Source organism: Pseudomonas sp., from assembly GCF_030684895.1.
Lineage (GTDB): Bacteria > Pseudomonadota > Gammaproteobacteria > Pseudomonadales > Pseudomonadaceae > Aquipseudomonas.
Window position 1 is genome coordinate 23149 of record NZ_JAUXXP010000053.1, and the last position, 18678, is coordinate 41826.

General features: G+C 61.0%; 20 protein-coding genes. 16 read left to right on the forward strand and 4 right to left on the reverse strand.

Features of this window, described 5'->3' with window-relative positions:
* Positions 1 to 347: 347 nt before the first annotated feature.
* The 10 genes from ccoN (at position 348) to hemN (ending at position 10644) form a co-directional block, all read left to right on the forward strand.
* Entirely contained in the window at positions 348 to 1805 is a 1458-nt protein-coding gene (ccoN, locus tag Q8M42_RS11815) for a cytochrome-c oxidase, cbb3-type subunit I (protein ID WP_305284042.1), read from the forward strand.
* Complete coding sequence (gene ccoO / locus Q8M42_RS11820) at positions 1805 to 2413, forward strand: cytochrome-c oxidase, cbb3-type subunit II (protein ID WP_304882710.1); 609 nt, start codon at positions 1805 to 1807, stop codon at positions 2411 to 2413. The genes ccoN and ccoO overlap by 1 nt, the downstream gene beginning before the upstream one ends.
* A gap of 5 nt (positions 2414 to 2418) precedes the next feature.
* Positions 2419 to 2604: a cbb3-type cytochrome c oxidase subunit 3 gene (locus tag Q8M42_RS11825; protein ID WP_304882708.1), complete on the forward strand. Its 186-nt coding sequence runs from the start codon at positions 2419 to 2421 to the stop codon at positions 2602 to 2604.
* Entirely contained in the window at positions 2601 to 3590 is a 990-nt protein-coding gene (ccoP, locus tag Q8M42_RS11830) for a cytochrome-c oxidase, cbb3-type subunit III (protein WP_304882706.1), read from the forward strand. The genes Q8M42_RS11825 and ccoP overlap by 4 nt, the downstream gene beginning before the upstream one ends.
* Before the next feature lie 136 nt (positions 3591 to 3726).
* A complete protein-coding gene (gene ccoG, locus Q8M42_RS11835; RefSeq protein WP_304882704.1) occupies positions 3727 to 5139 on the forward strand; it encodes a cytochrome c oxidase accessory protein CcoG in 1413 nt (470 codons plus the stop codon).
* Positions 5140 to 5151: 12 nt separating this feature from the next.
* On the forward strand, positions 5152 to 5676 hold the full coding sequence (locus Q8M42_RS11840) for a FixH family protein (protein ID WP_304882702.1): 525 nt from the start codon (positions 5152 to 5154) through the stop codon (positions 5674 to 5676).
* 8 nt (positions 5677 to 5684) lie between these two features.
* A complete protein-coding gene (locus tag Q8M42_RS11845) occupies positions 5685 to 8084 on the forward strand; it encodes a heavy metal translocating P-type ATPase (RefSeq protein WP_304882701.1) in 2400 nt (799 codons plus the stop codon).
* A gap of 107 nt (positions 8085 to 8191) precedes the next feature.
* On the forward strand, positions 8192 to 8410 hold the full coding sequence (gene ccoS, locus Q8M42_RS11850; RefSeq protein WP_304882699.1) for a cbb3-type cytochrome oxidase assembly protein CcoS: 219 nt from the start codon (positions 8192 to 8194) through the stop codon (positions 8408 to 8410).
* Complete coding sequence (locus tag Q8M42_RS11855) at positions 8403 to 9086, forward strand: sulfite exporter TauE/SafE family protein (RefSeq protein ID WP_304882697.1); 684 nt, start codon at positions 8403 to 8405, stop codon at positions 9084 to 9086. Before ccoS ends, Q8M42_RS11855 begins: the two co-directional genes overlap by 8 nt.
* Before the next feature lie 175 nt (positions 9087 to 9261).
* Complete coding sequence (gene hemN / locus Q8M42_RS11860; protein WP_304882696.1) at positions 9262 to 10644, forward strand: oxygen-independent coproporphyrinogen III oxidase; 1383 nt, start codon at positions 9262 to 9264, stop codon at positions 10642 to 10644.
* Between the two features lie 27 nt (positions 10645 to 10671).
* Here the strand turns inward: hemN and Q8M42_RS11865 are convergent, their stop codons facing one another.
* On the reverse strand, positions 10672 to 11136 hold the full coding sequence (locus tag Q8M42_RS11865) for a hypothetical protein (RefSeq protein WP_304882694.1): 465 nt from the start codon (positions 11134 to 11136) through the stop codon (positions 10672 to 10674).
* 153 nt (positions 11137 to 11289) lie between these two features.
* On the opposite strand from Q8M42_RS11865, the gene fnr reads away from it, so the two are divergent.
* The 4 genes from fnr to Q8M42_RS11885 all read left to right on the forward strand — a co-directional run bounded on the left by fnr (position 11290) and on the right by Q8M42_RS11885 (position 14733).
* Positions 11290 to 12024 carry a fumarate/nitrate reduction transcriptional regulator Fnr gene (gene fnr / locus Q8M42_RS11870; RefSeq protein WP_304882693.1) on the forward strand — a complete coding sequence of 245 codons (735 nt, stop codon included), beginning with the start codon at positions 11290 to 11292 and terminating at the stop codon, positions 12022 to 12024.
* A gap of 28 nt (positions 12025 to 12052) precedes the next feature.
* On the forward strand, positions 12053 to 12601 hold the full coding sequence (locus tag Q8M42_RS11875) for an adenine phosphoribosyltransferase (RefSeq protein WP_304882691.1): 549 nt from the start codon (positions 12053 to 12055) through the stop codon (positions 12599 to 12601).
* 96 nt (positions 12602 to 12697) lie between these two features.
* Positions 12698 to 13513, forward strand: a complete 816-nt coding sequence (locus Q8M42_RS11880; RefSeq protein ID WP_304882689.1) for an ion transporter — start codon at positions 12698 to 12700, stop codon at positions 13511 to 13513.
* Between the two features lie 389 nt (positions 13514 to 13902).
* Positions 13903 to 14733 carry a metal-dependent hydrolase gene (locus Q8M42_RS11885; protein ID WP_304882687.1) on the forward strand — a complete coding sequence of 277 codons (831 nt, stop codon included), beginning with the start codon at positions 13903 to 13905 and terminating at the stop codon, positions 14731 to 14733.
* A 36-nt stretch (positions 14734 to 14769) separates the two neighbouring features.
* On the opposite strand, the gene Q8M42_RS11890 is transcribed toward Q8M42_RS11885, so the two are convergent.
* Positions 14770 to 15168 (reverse strand): GFA family protein, encoded by a 399-nt coding sequence (locus Q8M42_RS11890; protein ID WP_305284043.1) that lies wholly within the window; start codon positions 15166 to 15168, stop codon positions 14770 to 14772.
* 21 nt (positions 15169 to 15189) lie between these two features.
* A complete protein-coding gene (locus Q8M42_RS11895) occupies positions 15190 to 15912 on the reverse strand; it encodes a TetR family transcriptional regulator (RefSeq protein ID WP_304882684.1) in 723 nt (240 codons plus the stop codon).
* A 115-nt stretch (positions 15913 to 16027) separates the two neighbouring features.
* Here Q8M42_RS11895 and Q8M42_RS11900 point away from each other — a divergent pair, with 115 nt between their 5' ends.
* Together Q8M42_RS11900 and Q8M42_RS11905 are read left to right on the forward strand one after the other, a co-directional pair.
* Complete coding sequence (locus Q8M42_RS11900; protein WP_304882682.1) at positions 16028 to 17581, forward strand: NAD(P)/FAD-dependent oxidoreductase; 1554 nt, start codon at positions 16028 to 16030, stop codon at positions 17579 to 17581.
* Entirely contained in the window at positions 17578 to 18462 is an 885-nt protein-coding gene (locus Q8M42_RS11905; protein WP_304882681.1) for an SDR family oxidoreductase, read from the forward strand. The genes Q8M42_RS11900 and Q8M42_RS11905 overlap by 4 nt, the downstream gene beginning before the upstream one ends.
* Positions 18463 to 18512: 50 nt before the next feature.
* Here the strand turns inward: Q8M42_RS11905 and Q8M42_RS11910 are convergent.
* The coding region (locus tag Q8M42_RS11910) for a transposase (protein WP_305284032.1) at positions 18513 to 18678 on the reverse strand (166 nt) is incomplete at its 5' end.

Below are 18678 nucleotides of genomic sequence, written 5' to 3' on the forward strand. Positions count from 1 at the left end.
AGGTCGCCAGCCACTCAAGCAAGCCTCTTCCGCGCCCGGACAGCCGTCCGAGCCATGCGACCCAAGGTCGCACCCTTCCGACCAAGTGCATGCGCGACCTTTGACTTGAGCTAATCTTGTCGACAGTCGCCACCTGTCATAACTCCAAGGCGATTCCCATCTTTGCGCTACGCCTGTTTAAGGCGTTTTATGCTCGCGGCAATGCCCTGCATAAGCGACCATGCATGCTTGCCAACAGCCCTGAAAGCCTTATCGCGCCGGCTTGTGTCGTTGCAATGAGAACCTGCTTTCTCCATACTTGCCGCCGATTTTTGCCCCTAAAAAATCCATTAACCGTGGAACCCATAATGAGCACAGCAATCAGTCCGACTGCTTATAACTACAAGGTGGTTCGCCAGTTCGCCGTAATGACGGTGATTTGGGGAGTCATTGGCATGAGCCTGGGTGTTTTCATCGCCGCACAGCTGGTGTGGCCTGAACTCAACCTGGGTATGGAATGGACGAGCTTCGGCCGTCTGCGTCCGCTACACACCAACGCGGTGATCTTCGCCTTCGGCGGCTGCGCGCTGATGGCCACCTCGTTCTATGTGGTGCAACGCACCAGCCAGGCACGCCTGATCTCTGATGGCCTTGCCGCATTCGTATTCTGGGGTTGGCAAGCCGTGATCGTCGCTGCGGTGATCACCCTGCCAATGGGTTTCACCGGTTCCAAGGAATACGCCGAGCTCGAGTGGCCAATCGATATCCTCCTGGGCATCGTCTGGGTCGCCTATGCGGTGGTGTTCTTCGGCACTATCGTCAAGCGCCAGACCAAGCACATCTATGTGGGTAACTGGTTCTACGGTGCCTTCATTCTGGTTACCGCGATGCTGCACATCGTCAACAGCGCGGCCGTTCCGGTCAGCCTGTTCAAGTCCTACTCGGCTTACGCCGGTGCGACTGACGCGATGATCCAGTGGTGGTACGGCCACAACGCCGTGGGCTTCTTCCTGACCACGGGCTTTCTGGGGATGATGTACTACTTCGTGCCCAAGCAGGCCGAGCGTCCGATCTACTCGTATCGCCTGTCCATCGTGCACTTCTGGGCGCTGATCACCCTGTACATCTGGGCCGGTCCGCACCACCTGCACTACACCGCACTGCCGGATTGGGCGCAGTCCCTCGGTATGGCGATGTCGATCATCCTGCTGGCACCAAGCTGGGGCGGCATGATCAACGGCATGATGAGCCCGTCGGGCGCCTGGCATAAGCTGCGCACCGACCCAATCCTGCGCTTCCTGGTGGTATCGCTGGCGTTCTACGGCATGTCGACCTTCGAAGGTCCGATGATGGCGATCAAAACCGTCAACGCCCTGTCGCACTACACCGACTGGACCATCGGCCACGTTCACGCCGGCGCGCTCGGCTGGGTGGCGATGATCTCCATTGGCGCGCTGTACCACCTGCTGCCTAAGGTTTTCGGTCGTCCACAGATGCACAGCGTTGGCCTGATCAATGCGCACTTCTGGCTGGCCACCATCGGCACCGTGCTGTACATCGCCTCGATGTGGGTCAACGGCATCACCCAAGGCCTGATGTGGCGTGCAGTCAACGAAGACGGCACCCTCACCTACTCCTTCGTTGAAGCGCTGGAAGCCAGCCACCCGGGTTACGTGGTGCGCATGATTGGTGGCGCCTTCTTCGTCGCCGGCATGCTACTGATGGCTTACAACACCTACCGCACCGTGCGTGCCGCCAAGGCTTCGGAATACGAAGCAGCCGCACAGATTCCTGCCGCCCAACTCACAGCAGGGAGCGCGCACTGATGAAACACGAAATCCTTGAGAAGAATATTGGCCTGATGGCGCTGCTGATGGTTCTGGCCGTCAGCATCGGCGGCCTGACTCAAATCGTTCCGCTGTTTTTCCAGGACGTTACCAACGAGCCGGTGGAAGGCCTCAAGCCTTACACCGCGCTGCAACTGGAAGGCCGCGATGTGTACATCGCCAACGGCTGTGTCGGCTGCCACTCGCAGATGATCCGTCCGTTCCGTGCTGAAACCGAACGTTACGGCCACTACTCGGTAGCCGGTGAAAGCGTCTGGGACCACCCCTTCCTGTGGGGTTCCAAGCGTACTGGTCCGGACCTGGCCCGCGTCGGCGGTCGTTACTCGGATGAATGGCAACGTGCGCATCTGTACAACCCGCGCAACGTGGTGCCGGAGTCGAAGATGCCGGCATACCCCTGGTTGGTCGAGCACAAACTCGACGGCAAGGACACCGCCAAGAAGATGGAAGTCATGCGTGGTTTTGGCATCCCTTACACCGATGAAGACATCGCTGGGGCCAAGGACGCAGTAAAAGGCAAGACCGAAATGGACGCACTGGTTGCGTACCTGCAGGTTCTCGGCACATCCATCAAGAACAAACGGTAACGCACATGGATATCGGGATGATTCGCGGCATAGGCACAGCAGTGGTGTTCGTTGCCTTTATTGGCGTGGTGCTCTGGGCCTATAGCAGCAAGCGTAAATCCAGCTTCGACGAGGCCGCTAACCTGCCCTTCGCCGACGATCCCAAACCCAATGAGCGTGACGAGCAATCTTCCAGGAGCAATAACCAATGACCACGTTCTGGAGTTGGTACGTAACCATTCTGTCTCTGGGCACCATCTTTGCCCTGACCTGGCTGATCTTCGGCACCCGTAAGGGCCAGCGCGAAGAAACCACCGAAGAAACCGTTGGGCATGAGTTCGACGGTATCGAAGAGTTCGACAACCCGCTGCCCAAGTGGTGGTTCATGCTGTTTGTCGGCACCATCATCTTTGCCCTCGGCTACCTGGCGCTCTACCCGGGCCTGGGTAACTGGAAAGGTCTGCTGCCGGGCTACGACTACCTCGACAGCGAGGCCAAGACCCCCTTCGCCACCAATATCCAAATTGCCGGTGGTGTAGAGCGCAATGCAGGCTGGACCGGTGTGCACCAGTGGGAAAAGGAGATGGCCAAGGCTGAAGGCCAGTACGGGCCGATCTTCGCCAAATATGCCGCCATGCCAATCGAGCAAGTGGCCCAGGACGAGCAAGCGTTGAAAATGGGCGGTCGCCTGTTTGCTTCCAACTGCTCGGTCTGCCACGGCTCCGACGCCAAGGGCGCTTATGGCTTCCCGAACCTGACCGACAATGATTGGCTGTATGGCGGCGAGCCAGAAACCATCAAGACCACCATCATGGGCGGCCGTCAGGCAGCCATGCCAGCGTGGAAAGACAGCATCGGCGAAGAAGGCATCCGCAACGTGGCCGGTTACATCCGCAGCCTGTCCGGTTTGAAAAACCCGGAAGGTATCGCGGTTGATCTTGCCGCAGGTCAAGACATCTTCGCGACCAATTGTGCAGTCTGTCATGGCGCTGAAGGTAAGGGCCAACAGGCCATGGGCGCCCCCAACCTGACCGACAAAGTCTGGCTTTACGGCTCCAGCTTTGCTCAGGTGCAACAAACTCTGCGCTATGGCCGCAACGGCAAGATGCCCGCCCAGGCTGACTTCCTGGGCAACGATAAGGTGCATCTGCTGGCGGCTTACGTGTACAGCCTGTCGCACGCAAAAACCGAGAAGTAATTCTCCTGCCTGACAGGCGCGACCGCAGGTCGCACCTGTCAGGCAATCGTCAGGCGTACCATAGCGCAAGAGCCCGTATGACCCCGGCCGGCACGTATCGACCAGGGCAGCCAATCAACCGCCGTGGTACGAACTGATGAGTGCACAGATTCCAGTTAAAGACGTCACCCCTGCCCCGGCCAAGGTCGAAGTTGTTGACCTGTACGCCAACCGCGAAAAAATCTACACCCGCTCCTTCACTGGCATCTTCCGCAACTTGCGCATGCTCGGTGGCGCAGCCCTCTTCCTGTTGTACTTCGGCACCGTATGGTTGACCTGGAATGGCCGTCAGGCCGTCTGGTGGAACCTGCCGGAGCGCAAATTCTATATTTTCGGCTCCACCTACTGGCCGCAGGACTTCGTTCTGCTCTCGGCGCTGTTGATCATTGCCGCCTTCGGTCTGTTCTTTATCACCGTGTTCGCCGGCCGCGTGTGGTGTGGCTACACCTGCCCGCAAAGCGTATTCACCTGGGTATTCATGTGGGCGGAAAAGGTCACCGAAGGTGATCGCAACCAACGCATGAAGCTCGACAAGAGCCCGATGACCACGCAGAAATTTCTGCGCAAACTGGCCAAGCACGGCATCTGGGTCGGCGTATCGCTGGTTACCGCGATCACTTTCGTCGGCTACTTCACGCCAATCCGCGAACTGATCCCCGAGCTGTTCAGCCTGCAAGCAGGCGGCTGGGCGCTGTTCTGGGTCGGCTTCTTTACTGTCGCTACTTACGGCAACGCTGGCTACCTGCGCGAGCAGGTGTGCATCTACATGTGCCCCTATGCGCGCTTCCAGAGCGTGATGTTCGACCAGGACACCCTGATCGTCTCCTACGACCCGCGGCGCGGCGAACACCGTGGCCCACGCAAGCGCGATGCCGATTACAAGGCCGAAGGCCTGGGCGACTGCATCGACTGTAAAATGTGCGTGCACGTCTGCCCTACCGGCATCGACATCCGCGACGGCCTGCAGATCGAATGCATCGGCTGCGCGGCCTGCATCGACGCCTGCGACAGCATCATGGACAAGATGAACTACCCCAAAGGGCTGATCAGCTACACCACCGAGCACAACCTCTCCGGGCAGAAAACCCAACTGGTACGACCACGCCTGATTGGTTACGCCGTAGCTTTGGTCGCGATGTTCTGCGTATTTGCCTGGGCAGTTGCCGACCGCTCGCTGGTGGAACTGGATGTGCTCAAGGACCGCGTGCTTTACCGCGAAAACGAAGAGGGCCGGATCGAGAACGTCTACACCCTGAAGATCATGAACAAGGCCCAGCACGAGGTCACTTACCTGATCGAAGCCGACGGCCTTGACGGCCTGGTGTACGAAGGCAAGCGCGAGATCAAGGCAATCGCTGGCGAGGTGCTGTCGCTGCCTGTCGAGCTGTCCATCGACCCGGAAAAACTACCTTCGAGCACCAATGAAATCACCTTCCGCCTGCACTCGGCGGATGACCCAAGCATCAAAACCGACGCCGCCAGCCGCTTTATCGGCCCCAGCGTGCGCTGATTAGAGAAGACCATGTCTGAACCCATAGCTGAAAAGAACGCCGAAATCATCAAGCCCTGGTACAAGCAATTCTGGCCCTGGTTCCTGATTGGCCTGCTGGCCTATTCAGTGGTCCAGGGGCTGACCCTGCTGACCATCGCCACGAAGAACCCGCCAGGGCTGATCTCCGATGACTATTACGACGTCGGCAAGGGCATCAACCAGTCGCTGGAGCGGGAAAACCACGCCATTCGCCTGAAGCTGCACGCCAGCCTGCTGCTCAACGATGACAACGGCACCGCCACCCTGCAGCTGAGCGGCAATAGCCGTCCGCAGCAGCTGGTGCTCAATCTGATATCGCCGACCCAACCCGAGCGCGACCGCCGGGTGATCCTGCAACCTCAGGCCGATGGCAGCTACAGCGGACAGATGATCGACGCCGTGCAAGGCCGGCGCTTTGTCGAGCTGATCGGCCAGGAAGGTGGCAAGGACTGGCGCCTGTTTGAGGAAGAAAACGTGCAAAGCGGGCAGAACATCCTTCTCGGGGATGCTCAATAAGCGCACCGATGGCCAGCCCGACTCCCTGCTATCACTGTGGTCTGCCGGTTCCCGCCGGCAGCCGTTTCCAGGCCCAGGTACTGGGCGCGACCCGCGAGATGTGCTGCCCGGGCTGTCAGGCAGTGGCCGAAGCCATCGTCAGCGGCGGCCTGGAGCATTACTACAAGCACCGCAGCGAAAGCGCCGCCAACCCGCAAAGCCTGCCCCAAGCGCTGCCCGATGAGCTGGCGCTGTATGACCGCAGCGACGTGCAGCAGCCGTTTGTCGAGCATGACGGCGAACTCAGCGAAACCTGCCTGCTGATCGAGGGCATCAGCTGCGCGGCCTGTGGCTGGCTGATTGAAAAGCACCTGCGCGCTCTGCCCGGCGTCAGCGAGGCGCACCTCAACCTGTCCAACCACCGCCTGCAGGTGCGCTGGGCTGACAGCCAACTGCCGCTCAGCAGCCTGCTCAAGGCACTGCGCAAAATCGGCTACGCCGCCCACCCCTGGCAGGCCGATGCCGCCGCAGAACAGCTGCAGCGCGAGAACCGCCGCGCCATGCGCGAACTGGGCGTGGCCGGCATGCTGTGGATGCAGGTGATGATGGCGACCATGGCCACCTGGCCGGAATTCAACATCGACCTCAGCCCTGAGCTGGACAAGATCCTGCGCTGGGTCAGCCTGTTTCTCACCACGCCGATTGTCTTCTACTGCTGCGGCCAGTTCTTCCGTGGTGCGCTGCGTGACCTGCGCACCCGCCACCTGACCATGGATGTGTCGGTGTCCTTGGCGATTGGCGGTGCCTATATCGCCGGCATCTGGTCGACGGTGACCGGCCAGGGCGAGCTGTATTTCGATGCAGTAGGCATGTTCGCCCTGTTTTTGCTGGCCGGCCGCTACCTGGAGCGCCGCGCCCGCGAACGCACGGCCGCCGCCACCTCACAGCTGGTCAACCTGCTGCCAGCCTCCTGTCTACGCCTGGCTGCCGACGGTCAGAGCCAGCGCATTCTGCTCAGCGAACTGCGTATCGGCGATCAGGTGCTGGTGCCGCCTGGCGCTCTACTGCCGGCTGACGGACGGATTGTTCAGGGCCAGTCGAGCGTCGATGAATCGCTGCTCACCGGCGAATACCTGCCGCAGCCGCGCAAGGCCGGCGATGCCGTTACCGCCGGCACTCTGAATGTCGAAGGACCATTGAGCGTCGAAGTGCAGGCCTTGGGCGATGCCACGCGGCTGTCGGCCATCGTTCGCCTGCTGGAGCGCGCGCAGAGCGACAAACCGCGCTTGGCGGTACTGGCCGATCAGGTCGCGCAGTGGTTCCTGCTGATCGTCCTGGTGGTGGCAGCCATCGTCGGCCTGGTCTGGTGGCAGCTCGATCCCTCCCGCGCGTTCTGGATCGTCCTGGCCCTGCTGGTGGCCACCTGCCCTTGCGCGCTGGCGCTGGCCACACCCACGGCACTGACGGCAGCGACCGGCTCACTGCACAAGCTGGGTATGCTGCTGACCCGTGGCCACGTGCTGGAAGGGCTGAACCAGATCGACACCCTGGTGCTGGACAAGACCGGCACCCTCACCGAAGGCCGCCTGACTCTCAGCGCCATTCACCCTTTGCGCGAGCTGGATGCCGACAGCTGCCTGGCCCTGGCCGCTGCGTTGGAAAATCGCTCCGAACACCCGATTGCCCGCGCCTTCGGCCAGGCTGCAGAAGCCGCAGAAGCGGTCGACAGCCATCCGGGCTTGGGCCTGCAAGGACGGGTTAGCGGCCGCGTGCTGCGCATCGGCGAGGCGGGCTTTGTCTGCGCGCTGAGTGCGCAACCCGCGCCGACGATTGCCGGTGAGCACGGCCAATGGCTGCTGCTGGGCGATGAGCAAGGGCCGCTGGCCTGGTTCGTGTTGAATGACCGCCTACGCGAAGACGCGCCGCAACTGATCGACATGGCCAAGGCCAAAGGCTGGCAGATTATGCTGCTGTCCGGCGACAGCTCGCCGATGGTCGGCGAAGTGGCGCGCCAGCTAGGCATCATTGACGCCCGTGGCGGCCTCACCCCAGATGCCAAGCTGGACGTATTGAAGCAGCTGCACAGCCAGGGCCGCCGGGTATTGATGCTCGGTGATGGGGTTAACGATGTGCCGGTATTGGCCGCCGCCGATATCAGCGTGGCCATGGGCAGCGCCACCGACTTGGCGAAAACCAGCGCCGACGCCGTGCTGCTCTCCAACCGCCTAAGCAGCCTGGTGCAGGCGCTACACATGGCGCAACGAACCCGCCGCATCATCATCGAGAACCTCACCTGGGCCAGCCTGTACAATGGCCTGGTGCTGCCCTTCGCCGCTATTGGCTGGATCACCCCCATCTTGGCCGCGCTGGGTATGTCGGTCAGCTCATTGCTGGTGGTGGTTAACGCCCTGCGCCTGACTCGCACGTAGGGTGGATCACGCTTCACCGATCCACCACAACGTTGCTCCGGTGGATGTAAAAAGCGACAGCTACGCGCCCCGATCCACCCTACACCCAAGCCGTACCCGGAGACCTTATGCCCGCGCTCTATATCCTGATCCCGGTGGCCATTGCCCTGGTCGGCTTCGCCATCTGGCTGTTCTTCTGGGCGGTGGACAGTGGCCAGTACGACGACCTCGACGGTCCAGCCCACAGCATCCTGTTCGACGACGAAGACCCCAAGCACACTGCAGCCGTAAGCCAGGTGCAGCAACTCGACGAGCCTCAGGCCGAACAGGACAAGCGCGGTGCTTGAGCTGCTGCCACTGCTGGTTTCAGCGCTGATCCTCGGCCTGCTCGGTGGCGGCCACTGCCTGGGCATGTGTGGCGGCCTGATGGGCGCACTGACCCTGGCCATCCCACCCGAGCGGCGCGCACAGCGCTTTCAGCTGCTGCTGGCCTATAACCTGGGGCGCATTTTCAGTTACAGCCTGGCCGGCCTACTGCTCGGCCTGGCCGGCTGGGCAGTTGCCAATAGCCCTTTGGTCATGGGCCTGCGCGTGATTGCGGCGTTACTGCTGATTGCCATGGGCCTGTACCTGGCCGGTTGGTGGAGCGGCCTGACCCGTATTGAAGCCCTCGGTCGTGGCCTGTGGCGCTATATCCAGCCACTGACCCGGCGTTTTATGCCGGTCACCAGCCTGCCGCGTGCCCTGGTGCTCGGCAGTCTGTGGGGCTGGCTGCCCTGCGGCCTGGTCTACAGCACCCTGCTGTGGGCCGCGAGCCAGGGCAATGCATTGAGCAGCGCAGCGCTGATGCTGGCCTTCGGCCTCGGCACCCTGCCAGTGCTGCTTGCCACTGGCATGGCTGCCGAACGCCTGACCGCCCTGCTGCGCAGACAAGGCGTGCGCATGGCCGGCGGTATTCTGGTAATCCTCTTCGGCCTGTGGACAATGCCCGGCCCGCACCAGCACTGGCTGATGGGCCACTGAGACGAGAAGGGTGTAGCCCGGATGCAATCCGGGGATCGCCGGCACCTTGTTCCCGGATTGCATCCGGGCTACGGAGTCACAACACCCCAGCGCTCGACGCACCCTTGATTCAGGTCAAGGCCCCCGCCCATCTGCCTCCCTAGACTGGCCCCACTGCCTTTCCAGGATTTTTTCCATGCTCAACGCCATCCAGTGGGACAGCACTCTGATCCGCCGCTACGACCAGGCCGGCCCGCGCTACACCTCCTATCCGACCGCCGTGCAGTTTCATGAGCGCGTCAGCCAGTTCGACCTGCTGCATGCCCTGCGCGGCAGCCGCAAGGCGCTGCGGCCGCTGTCGCTGTATGTGCACATCCCGTTCTGTGCACACATCTGCTACTACTGCGCCTGCAACAAGGTGATCACCAAGGATCGTGGCCGCACCCAGCCCTACCTGGAAAAGCTCGAACGCGAAATCGAGATCATTAGCCGTCATCTCGACCCGCAGCAGAAGGTCGAGCAGCTGCACTTCGGCGGCGGTACGCCGACCTTTCTTAGTCACTATGAACTGCGCCACCTGATGGGCCACCTGCGCCAGCACTTCAATCTGCTGGATGACGACAGCGGCGATTACAGCATCGAGATCGACCCGCGCGAAGCCGACTGGTCGACCATGGGCCTGCTCCGCGAGCTGGGCTTCAACCGCGTCAGCCTGGGCGTGCAGGATCTCGACCCAGCCGTGCAGCGAGCAGTCAATCGCTTACAGACCCTGGAAGAAACCCGCGCCATCGTCGAAGCTGCGCGTACCCTGCAGTTCCGCTCGATAAACATCGACCTGATCTACGGCCTGCCGCTGCAAACCCCGGAGCGCTTTGCCCACACCGTGGCTGAAGTGATTGCCTTGCAGCCTGATCGTCTCTCGCTGTTCAACTACGCCCACCTGCCGGAGCGCTTTATGCCGCAGCGGCGAATCAACACCAGCGACCTGCCCAACCCCGGTGACAAGCTGGCCATGCTGCAGGCCAGCATCGAGCAACTGAGCGCCGCCGGTTACCGCTATATCGGTATGGATCACTTCGCCCTGCCCGACGACGAACTGGCCAGCGCCCAGGAAGATGGCAGCCTGCAACGCAACTTCCAGGGCTACACCACCCACGGCCACTGCGACCTGATCGGCCTGGGGGTGTCATCGATCAGCCAGATTGGCGATCTCTACTGTCAGAACAACAGCGACCTGAGCAAATACCAGGACAGCCTCGGCCACAGCGAACTGGCCACCGTGCGCGGCCTGCACTGTGACGCAGACGACCGTTTGCGCCGTGCCGTGATTCAGCAGTTGATCTGTCATTTTCAGCTGCGTTTTGCCGCTATCGAACAGACCTACGCCATCGATTTTCGCAGTTACTTTGCCGAGGTCTGGCCGCAACTGCAGCAGATGGCCAGTGACGGGCTGATCGAATTGAATGCCCTGGGCATCGAAGTACGGCCAGCGGGCCGTCTGCTGGTGCGCTCGCTGTGCATGCTGTTTGATCGCTACCTCAGCGAATTAAACCAGCAACGTTTTTCCCGGGTGATCTAGCAGGCTGCCGACTATACGAGCCGAGGCTTATTTCATCACCAGGCCGGCCACTTCCTGCATCTGTTGATCACTGAGGTCCTGCTCACGCATAGTCTTGATCAGCGTCGCGTTGGCGCTGCTCAGGGCGCCCTGCAGCGAGGCCAGTTCACCCTGCAGCGCTTCGATCCTTATGCGTTTAGCCTCGGGATCGAGGCTCTGGTCCTGCATGACCTCTTGTAACTCGGCTTTCTTCGCCTCGATCTGCGCCTTGATCTCACGGATTCGCTTGAGCAGGTCCTTGAGCACATCCGGCAGGCTGCTCTCATCAATATCGCGGTTCTTCTCTGCGGCGGCGGAGCGTGCCTTGCCCAGCTCCGACAGGCTTACCCGCAGGCTGTCGCGCAACGCCTGCTTGTCCGCCTCGCTGCTCTCCACACCGCTTTCGGCCGCAGCGCTCTTGCGCTCCAGCGACAGGTTCATGCGGGTGCTTAATTGGGTCGATTCCAGACGCATACGAACGCTCCTTGCAGATATTCAAAGCCGCCTGGTTTATCGGCCGCACCGATTAAAACTTGAACATTCGATCAGACTGCGTCTTAGTGGCCCTGCCCTGCCCCCTGCTGTAACCTTACAGCTATTGTGTGTTTACCCTCAGGATCGCCAGCGATGTCCGAAAGCATCAAGTTGCATAGCCCACACCAAGCCCATTGCAAGGATTGCAGCCTGGCGAGTTTGTGCCTGCCGCTGTCCCTGAACCTGGAAGACATGGACGCCCTCGACGAAATCGTCAAACGCGGCCGCCCACTGAAAAAGGGCGAATTCCTGTTCCGCCAGAGCGATGCCTTCAACTCTGTCTTCGCCGTGCGTTCCGGGGCGCTGAAAACCTTCAGCCTGAGCGACAGCGGTGATGAGCAGATCACCGGTTTCCACCTGCCCAGCGAACTGGTCGGCCTGTCCGGCATGGACAGTGACGCGTACCCGGTGTCAGCCATGGCATTGGAAACCACCTCGGTGTGCGAAATCCCCTTCGAGCGCCTCGACGAGCTGTCGGTGCAACTGCCGCAACTGCGCCGCCAGTTGATGCGCGTCATGAGCCGCGAGATCCGCGACGATCAGCAAATGATGCTGCTGCTGTCGAAGAAAACCGCCGACGAGCGCATCGCCACCTTCCTGGTCAACCTCTCGGCGCGCTTCCGCGCCCGTGGTTTCTCGGCCAATCAGTTCCGTCTGGCCATGTCGCGCAACGAAATTGGTAACTATTTGGGCCTTGCGGTGGAGACCGTATCGCGGGTATTTACCCGCTTCCAACAGAACAAGCTGCTCGAAGCCGAAGGCAAGGAAGTGCATATCCTCGATCCCATCGAGCTGTGCGCATTGGCCGGCGGCAACCTTGAGGGCTGATCGACCCGCATAGCGCAGGACCTAGCCGATGATCTTCGACGAATTCAGCATCAAAACCCTGATCCGCCCGGTGGTGGACTTCCCCAAGCCGGGGGTGATCTTTCGCGACATCACCCCGCTGTTCCAGTCACCACGTGCCCTGCGTATGGTCGCCGACAGCTTTATCCAGCGTTACGTCGAAGCAGATTTCAGCCATATCGGCGCCATGGATGCGCGCGGTTTTCTGATCGGTTCGATCATCGCCTATGAGCTGAACAAACCGCTGATCCTGTTCCGCAAGCAAGGCAAGCTGCCCGCCGACGTACTCAGCGAGAGCTACCAGACCGAGTACGGCGAAGCCAAACTGGAAGTGCACGCCGACAGCCTCTGCGAAGGCGACAAGGTGCTGATTTTCGATGACCTGATCGCCACCGGTGGCACCCTGCTGGCTGCTGCACAGCTGGTACGGCGTATGGGCGCGAGCATCATCGAAGCCGCCGCAATCATCGATCTACCCGAGCTGGGCGGCTCACAGAAACTGCAGGACCGTGGCATCCCGACTTTCGCCCTGACCAGTTTCGCTCTCAACGACCAATAAAACCGCCCCAAGGCCCTGACGACAGCGCTGCATGTCCGGGCCTGGCGGACCTTCGCGAACTACTCGCCCACTGTTTACACAAGTACCCTACACGCCATGAATGAAACCCCAATAAGCCCCACGCCCAGCCACTGGCGTCTGCGCCTCGGCGCGCTGATGGAAAGCACAGCCATCACCCGCCTGGTCACCACCCTGATCATCCTCAACGCAGCGATTCTCGGCATCCAGACCTACCCTGGGCTGATGGCCAACTGGGGCGAGTTGCTGCTGATGCTGGATAAACTGATTCTCGCGGTGTTTATCCTGGAACTGGCGCTGCGCTTTATCGCTCGCGGCCTGGGCCTGCTGCGTGATCCCTGGGCGGTATTCGACTGCCTGGTGGTGGGCGTGGCGCTGGTGCCGTCCAGCGGGCCATTCGCCGTGCTGCGTGCGCTGCGCGTGTTGCGCGTGCTGCGGCTGATTTCGATCAACCCGAACATGCGCCGGGTGGTCGAGGCGCTGCTGTCCTCGCTACCGGGCATGGGCAGCATCGCCATGCTGCTCGGCCTGGTGTTCTACGTAGCGGCAGTAATGGCCACCCAACTGTTTGGCGCAGCCTTCCCCGAGTGGTTTGGCAGCCTCGGTGCCAGCCTCTACACCCTGTTTCAGGTGATGACGCTGGAAAGCTGGTCGATGGGTATCGTGCGCCCGGTGATGGAGCAGTTCCCGCTGGCGTGGCTGTATTTCCTGCCATTTATCCTGATTGCCACTTTTATGATGCTCAACCTGTTTATCGCCGTGGTGGTCAATGCCATGCAGACCACCCATGAGCAGGAAGCCAAACTGGCGCCACCTTCACCCACCGAGCAATTGCTGCTCGATGAACTGCGCGCCCTGCGCGCCGAAGTCGCCGAGCTGCGCCAGCAACGCTGAGGCACAGTTCCCGGATAAGCCTCTTGAGGTTGTGGGCTCAGGGAATTTGTAGGAGCGGCCCATGGCCGCGAATGGCATGTTCGGCAAAGCCATCGCGGGCACGGCCCGCGCCTACGCCCGGCAAGACTGCGTAGCATCCACTCGGCGAGATTACAGGCCCTCGGGATCAGCACCGGCTGCTGCGTCATAGACGCGATCCCTCGCAGCCAACTGTCCGACAACTATCCATAAGTTGGCGCAATTCCGGCTGCCCTGGCCAGGAATGACCTCGCGCCAAAAACGCCCTCGGCTAAAGATAAATCACGGCCCAAGACAGCCCAGCCTGTCGTCCCAAGCCCCATAACAAGAGCGGTCGCGAACCGCGACCAAGATGCCGAGGAGTCGCCCTTATGACAGCCAAAACCAGCACCCCAACCGCCAGCTTTCCCGTGCGTCGCATGGACTTCACCTTTGATGAAAGCCAGAAGTTCTGGTTTGCCGGCGACCCCTTTATGAGCCACTTCATGAACAACCTGTCGTCGCTGTTTCCCTATGGCGAAAAGTTCTTCGTCGACAGTGTGCGCGCCGTGCGCGAACAGGTGAGCGAGCCGCAGCTGAAGAAGGACATCAGCGCCTTTATCGGCCAGGAAGCCATGCACTCCAAGGAACACGCGGCCTATAACGACTACGCCGCCGAGCACAATATCGACCTGGAACTGCTGGAACTGCGCATCAAGGTGCTTCTGGAGTGGGTCACCAAGATCACCACCAAGAAACAGCGCCTGGCCGCCACCTGCGCCCTGGAGCACTTCACCGCAACCATGGCCGAGCAACTGCTGCAGCGCGAAGACCTGACCACCCAGATGAACGATCCCAAGCTGTACCAGCTGTGGATGTGGCATGCGATTGAAGAGAACGAGCACAAGGCGGTCTGCTACGACGTGTACCAGAAGGTCTACGGCGGCTATTTCACCCGCGTCGGCATGATGGCGATTGCCACCGTGATCTTCTTCGGCGTGATCGGCTGGTTCCAACTGCACCTGCTGCGCAAAGACGGCCAACTGTTCAACTGGCGCAGCTGGGGCAAGGGTTTGAAGATGCTGTTCGGCCCACGCAATGGCTTTCTGACCAAGCTGATTCCATCGTACCTGGACTACTACCGCCCCGGCTTCCACCCCTTTGACCACGACAGCAAAGCACTGGAACTGCGCTGGCGGCAGCGTTTGGGCTTTAACAACTGATACCCGACAGATGCCGGGGGCTCTGCAGCCCCCGCATCAACCTTCCCCGGCAAAACGCGGCAAATCGTCGGCCAGCTCAAACCAGGGTAAGCGCGACGCATACCAAATGTGTTTCTGCGGCGCAAACCACTCGGGATGGTCAAGCGTCACGCTATTGAGTCCAACCTCTTCACGGCCCTGCTCGCGATACTCCAACGGAGTACCACAATCACGACAGAAGCGCCTTTCTCCACGGGTGCTGGAACGGAATACACCGATATCACCACTCAGGTAATGCAGTGCCGCACCAGGCACCATGGCCCAGGGCATGGCAGGTGTAGCACCTGATTTCTGGCAGATACGGCAATGGCAGTAACCAGTCTCGGTGGGCAGACTTTCCAGGCGGTAGCGCACACTGCCGCACGCGCAGCCGCCGAACAGAGGCAATGACACCATGCTGCCGATCTCCATTGAAATTTAATCCACCGGCAACTTGAGCTGCCCCAGCCCCTGCAACACGCTGGCCCCGGTAAACAGCATAACGACCTGCTCCTCGGCCAGTGCACAGATTGCCGCTTGCCGCTCGGGTTGGCCGATATAGTCCAGCGACAGCTGGAACAGGTTGCGGCTGATCAGGTTCGACACCTGCAGCACCACCGCTGGGTTGACCATTTCCGGCAGCAGCTTGAAGGCGATGATGTCCTCGGCCATGTCCGCGCCAAACTCATCCATCACCTCCTGCAGCGCCGCGCGCAGCACGGCCGAGGCGCCATGCAGCTCGCGCACGCCGATGATAAAGGCCTCGGGGTTTTGCGCGACGAAATCAAAGAACAGCTGCACGGTTTCATGGCACACCCGCCGACCGCGTTGCAGGTCGATGCCAAACAACATCGGCGAGCTTGCCTGAGTCGACTGCACAGCCCGCTCAGCGGCTTCACGGCGCAGATCGCGCAGCGGTTGACGCAGCTGGGTGGAGATCTGGCGGATCACGGTCAGCCCCAGGTCATCGACATCCTTGAAGTGCCTATAGAAGGTATTGGGATTGAGCCCGGCCTCACGGGCCAGCTCACGCAGGCCCAGATTGCTCAGGCTGCGGCTGGTTGAGGTGAGACGTAACGCGGCCTCCAGTAACAGGGTCTTGCCTGGGGCCTCGCTGGCTTTTTCTGCGGCTGGCTGCTGCTCGCTGGCATCTGCCTGCATGACGAACCCTACCTAAAAGTTGGCTTGTGAGAATGCTGCTTGTTGGCGAGTATACATTTGTCTACCTTGGTATACAGCTGTATACGCCAGCAATAAACATAACAGGAGCTTGGCCATGAATGCACCCGTCTCACCCCCTTCTGCCACCCGCCACTGCAAGGTCGCCATTATCGGTACGGGCTTCTCCGGCCTGGGCATGGCCATCCGCCTGAAGCAGGCCGGTGAACATGACTTCCTGCTGTTCGAGAAAGAAGCCGGCGTCGGCGGCACCTGGCGGGTGAACAATTACCCGGGCTGTGGCTGTGACGTGCAATCGCATCTGTATTCCTTTTCGTTCGAGCAGAACCCCAACTGGACGCGCATGTTTGCCAAGCAGCCAGAAATCCAGGGTTACCTGGAAGGCTGCTGGAGCAAGTACCGCCTGCAGAATCACACTCAGCTGAACACCGAGATCACCCGCCTGGCCTGGGATGAGCAGCAGGAGCTGTGGCAGATCAGTGACCGCGCCGGCAACAGCTACACCGCGCAGTTTGTGGTCTCCGGCATGGGTGCGCTGTCCACCCCATCGATTCCGGCGCTCAAGGGCCTGGGCGACTTCACCGGCAAGGTCTTCCACTCGCAGCAGTGGGATCACAGCTACGACCTCACCGGCAAACGCATTGCGGTGATCGGCACCGGCGCCTCGTCGATCCAGTTCGTGCCGCAGATTCAGAAGCAGGTCAGCCAGCTCGATCTGTACCAGCGCACCGCGCCGTGGATCATGCCCAAGCCAGACCGCGCTATCAGCGAGCGTGAACGCAACCGCTTCAAGCGCTTCCCGCTGCTGCAAAAACTCTGGCGCGGCACCATCTACGCCCTGCTGGAAAGCCGGGTGATCGGCTTTGCCATGCTGCCCAAGGTGATGACCATCGCCCAGAAGGTCGGCAAGTGGTATATCAACAAGCAGATCAAGGACCCGGTCCTGCGCGCCAAGGTCACCCCGGATTATCTGATGGGCTGCAAACGCGTGCTGATCTCCAACGATTACTTCCCGGCGCTGACCCAGCCCAACGTCGACCTGATCACCGACGGCATCGAGGAAATCCGCAGCGGCAGCATCCGCACCGTGGATGGCAAAGAGCGCGAGATTGACGCGATCATCTTCGGCACCGGCTTCACCCCAAGCGACCCATTGCCACGTGGCGTGGTGTTTGGCCGTGGCGGCGTCGACCTGCTCGACACCTGGCCGGAAGGCCCGCAGGCCTACAAAGGCACACTCACTGCCGGTTTCCCCAACCTGTTCTTCCTGATGGGGCCAAACACCGGTCTGGGCCACAACTCGATGGTCTATATGATCGAGTCGCAGATCCATTACGTGCTTGGCGCGCTCAAGCTGGTTGGTGAGCAAGAATTGCAAAGCCTGGAAGTCAAACAGGCGGTGCAGGATAAATTCAACGGCAAGCTGCAGGGCAGCCTGGGCAACACCGTGTGGAATGCCGGCGGCTGCACCAGCTGGTACCTGCATCCGGTCAGTGGCCGCAACTGCACGGTATGGCCGGGCTTTACCTGGCGCTTCCGTCTGCTGACGCGCAACTTTGACCCAGCGGCCTATCATTTCAGCCGTAAACACGCGGCACACCCGGCGCAGAACAGCGCTATCCAGTTGACTGCCCAGGAGGCCAGCGCATGAAGTCGTTTGAAAACAAGGTAGCCGCCATCACCGGCGCCGGTTCCGGCATCGGCCGCGCCCTGGCCTTCGGTCTGGCCCGCCAGGGTTGCCAGTTAGCGCTCTCCGATGTGAATGCTGAAGGCCTGGCGGAAACCGCCGCCCAGGCGCGCAAGCTCGGTGTGCAGGTCAGCGAAACCCTGGTCAACGTTGCCGACCGTGAAGCGGTGCATGCCTGGGCGGACCAGGTGGTGGCCGAGTTCGGCCGGGTCAACGCGATCTTCAACAACGCCGGCGTAGCCCAGGGCGGCACCGTGGAAGGCAATGACTACGCCGACTACGAGTGGATCATGAACATCAACTTCTGGGGCGTGGTCAATGGCACCAAAGCCTTCCTACCGCATATCAAGGCCAGCGGTCAGGGCCATATCGTCAACGTTTCCAGCGTGTTTGGTCTGTTCGCTCAACCGGGCATGAGCGCCTACAACGCCAGCAAATTCGCCGTGCGCGGCTTTACCGAGGCGCTACGCCAGGAGCTGGACATGGCCGATTGCGGCGTATCGGCCAGCTGCGTGCACCCCGGCGGGATCAAGACCAATATCGCCAAGACCGCGCGGATGAACGCCAGCCTGAGCAGCGTCACCGGTCAGGATGCTGATAAGGCACGCCAGCAGTTCAACGACCAGTTGCTGCGCACCACGCCGGAGAAAGCTGCCCAGGTGATCATCAACGGCGCATTGGCAAACAAGAGGCGCATCCTGATCGGCCCGGATGCCTACGCCCTGGATGGCATGCAGCGCCTGTTTCCAGCCTTCTACCAACGCCTGGTAACCGCCTCCATGCGCCTAGCCGCCCGCTTTGCGCCAAAAGGCTCAAGCAAGAAAGCCCAAGCTGCCGTGGAGTAACCGGCCAACCCACAAGCCCCAGCGCCGCCGGTGTCTGGGGCTTTTTTGGTTCATCGCGCTTTCCCGGGGAAGGCGGCCTTGATTTTCAGGAAGAAGTAGTCCGAGTCCCTGAAGCCATAGGCCATACGCTTGATCACCTTGATGCGGTTGTTCACCCCTTCCAGCAAGCTGGTATGCATGCGGAAGCGAGCACTGGCGAGGATTCCTCGGGCATAG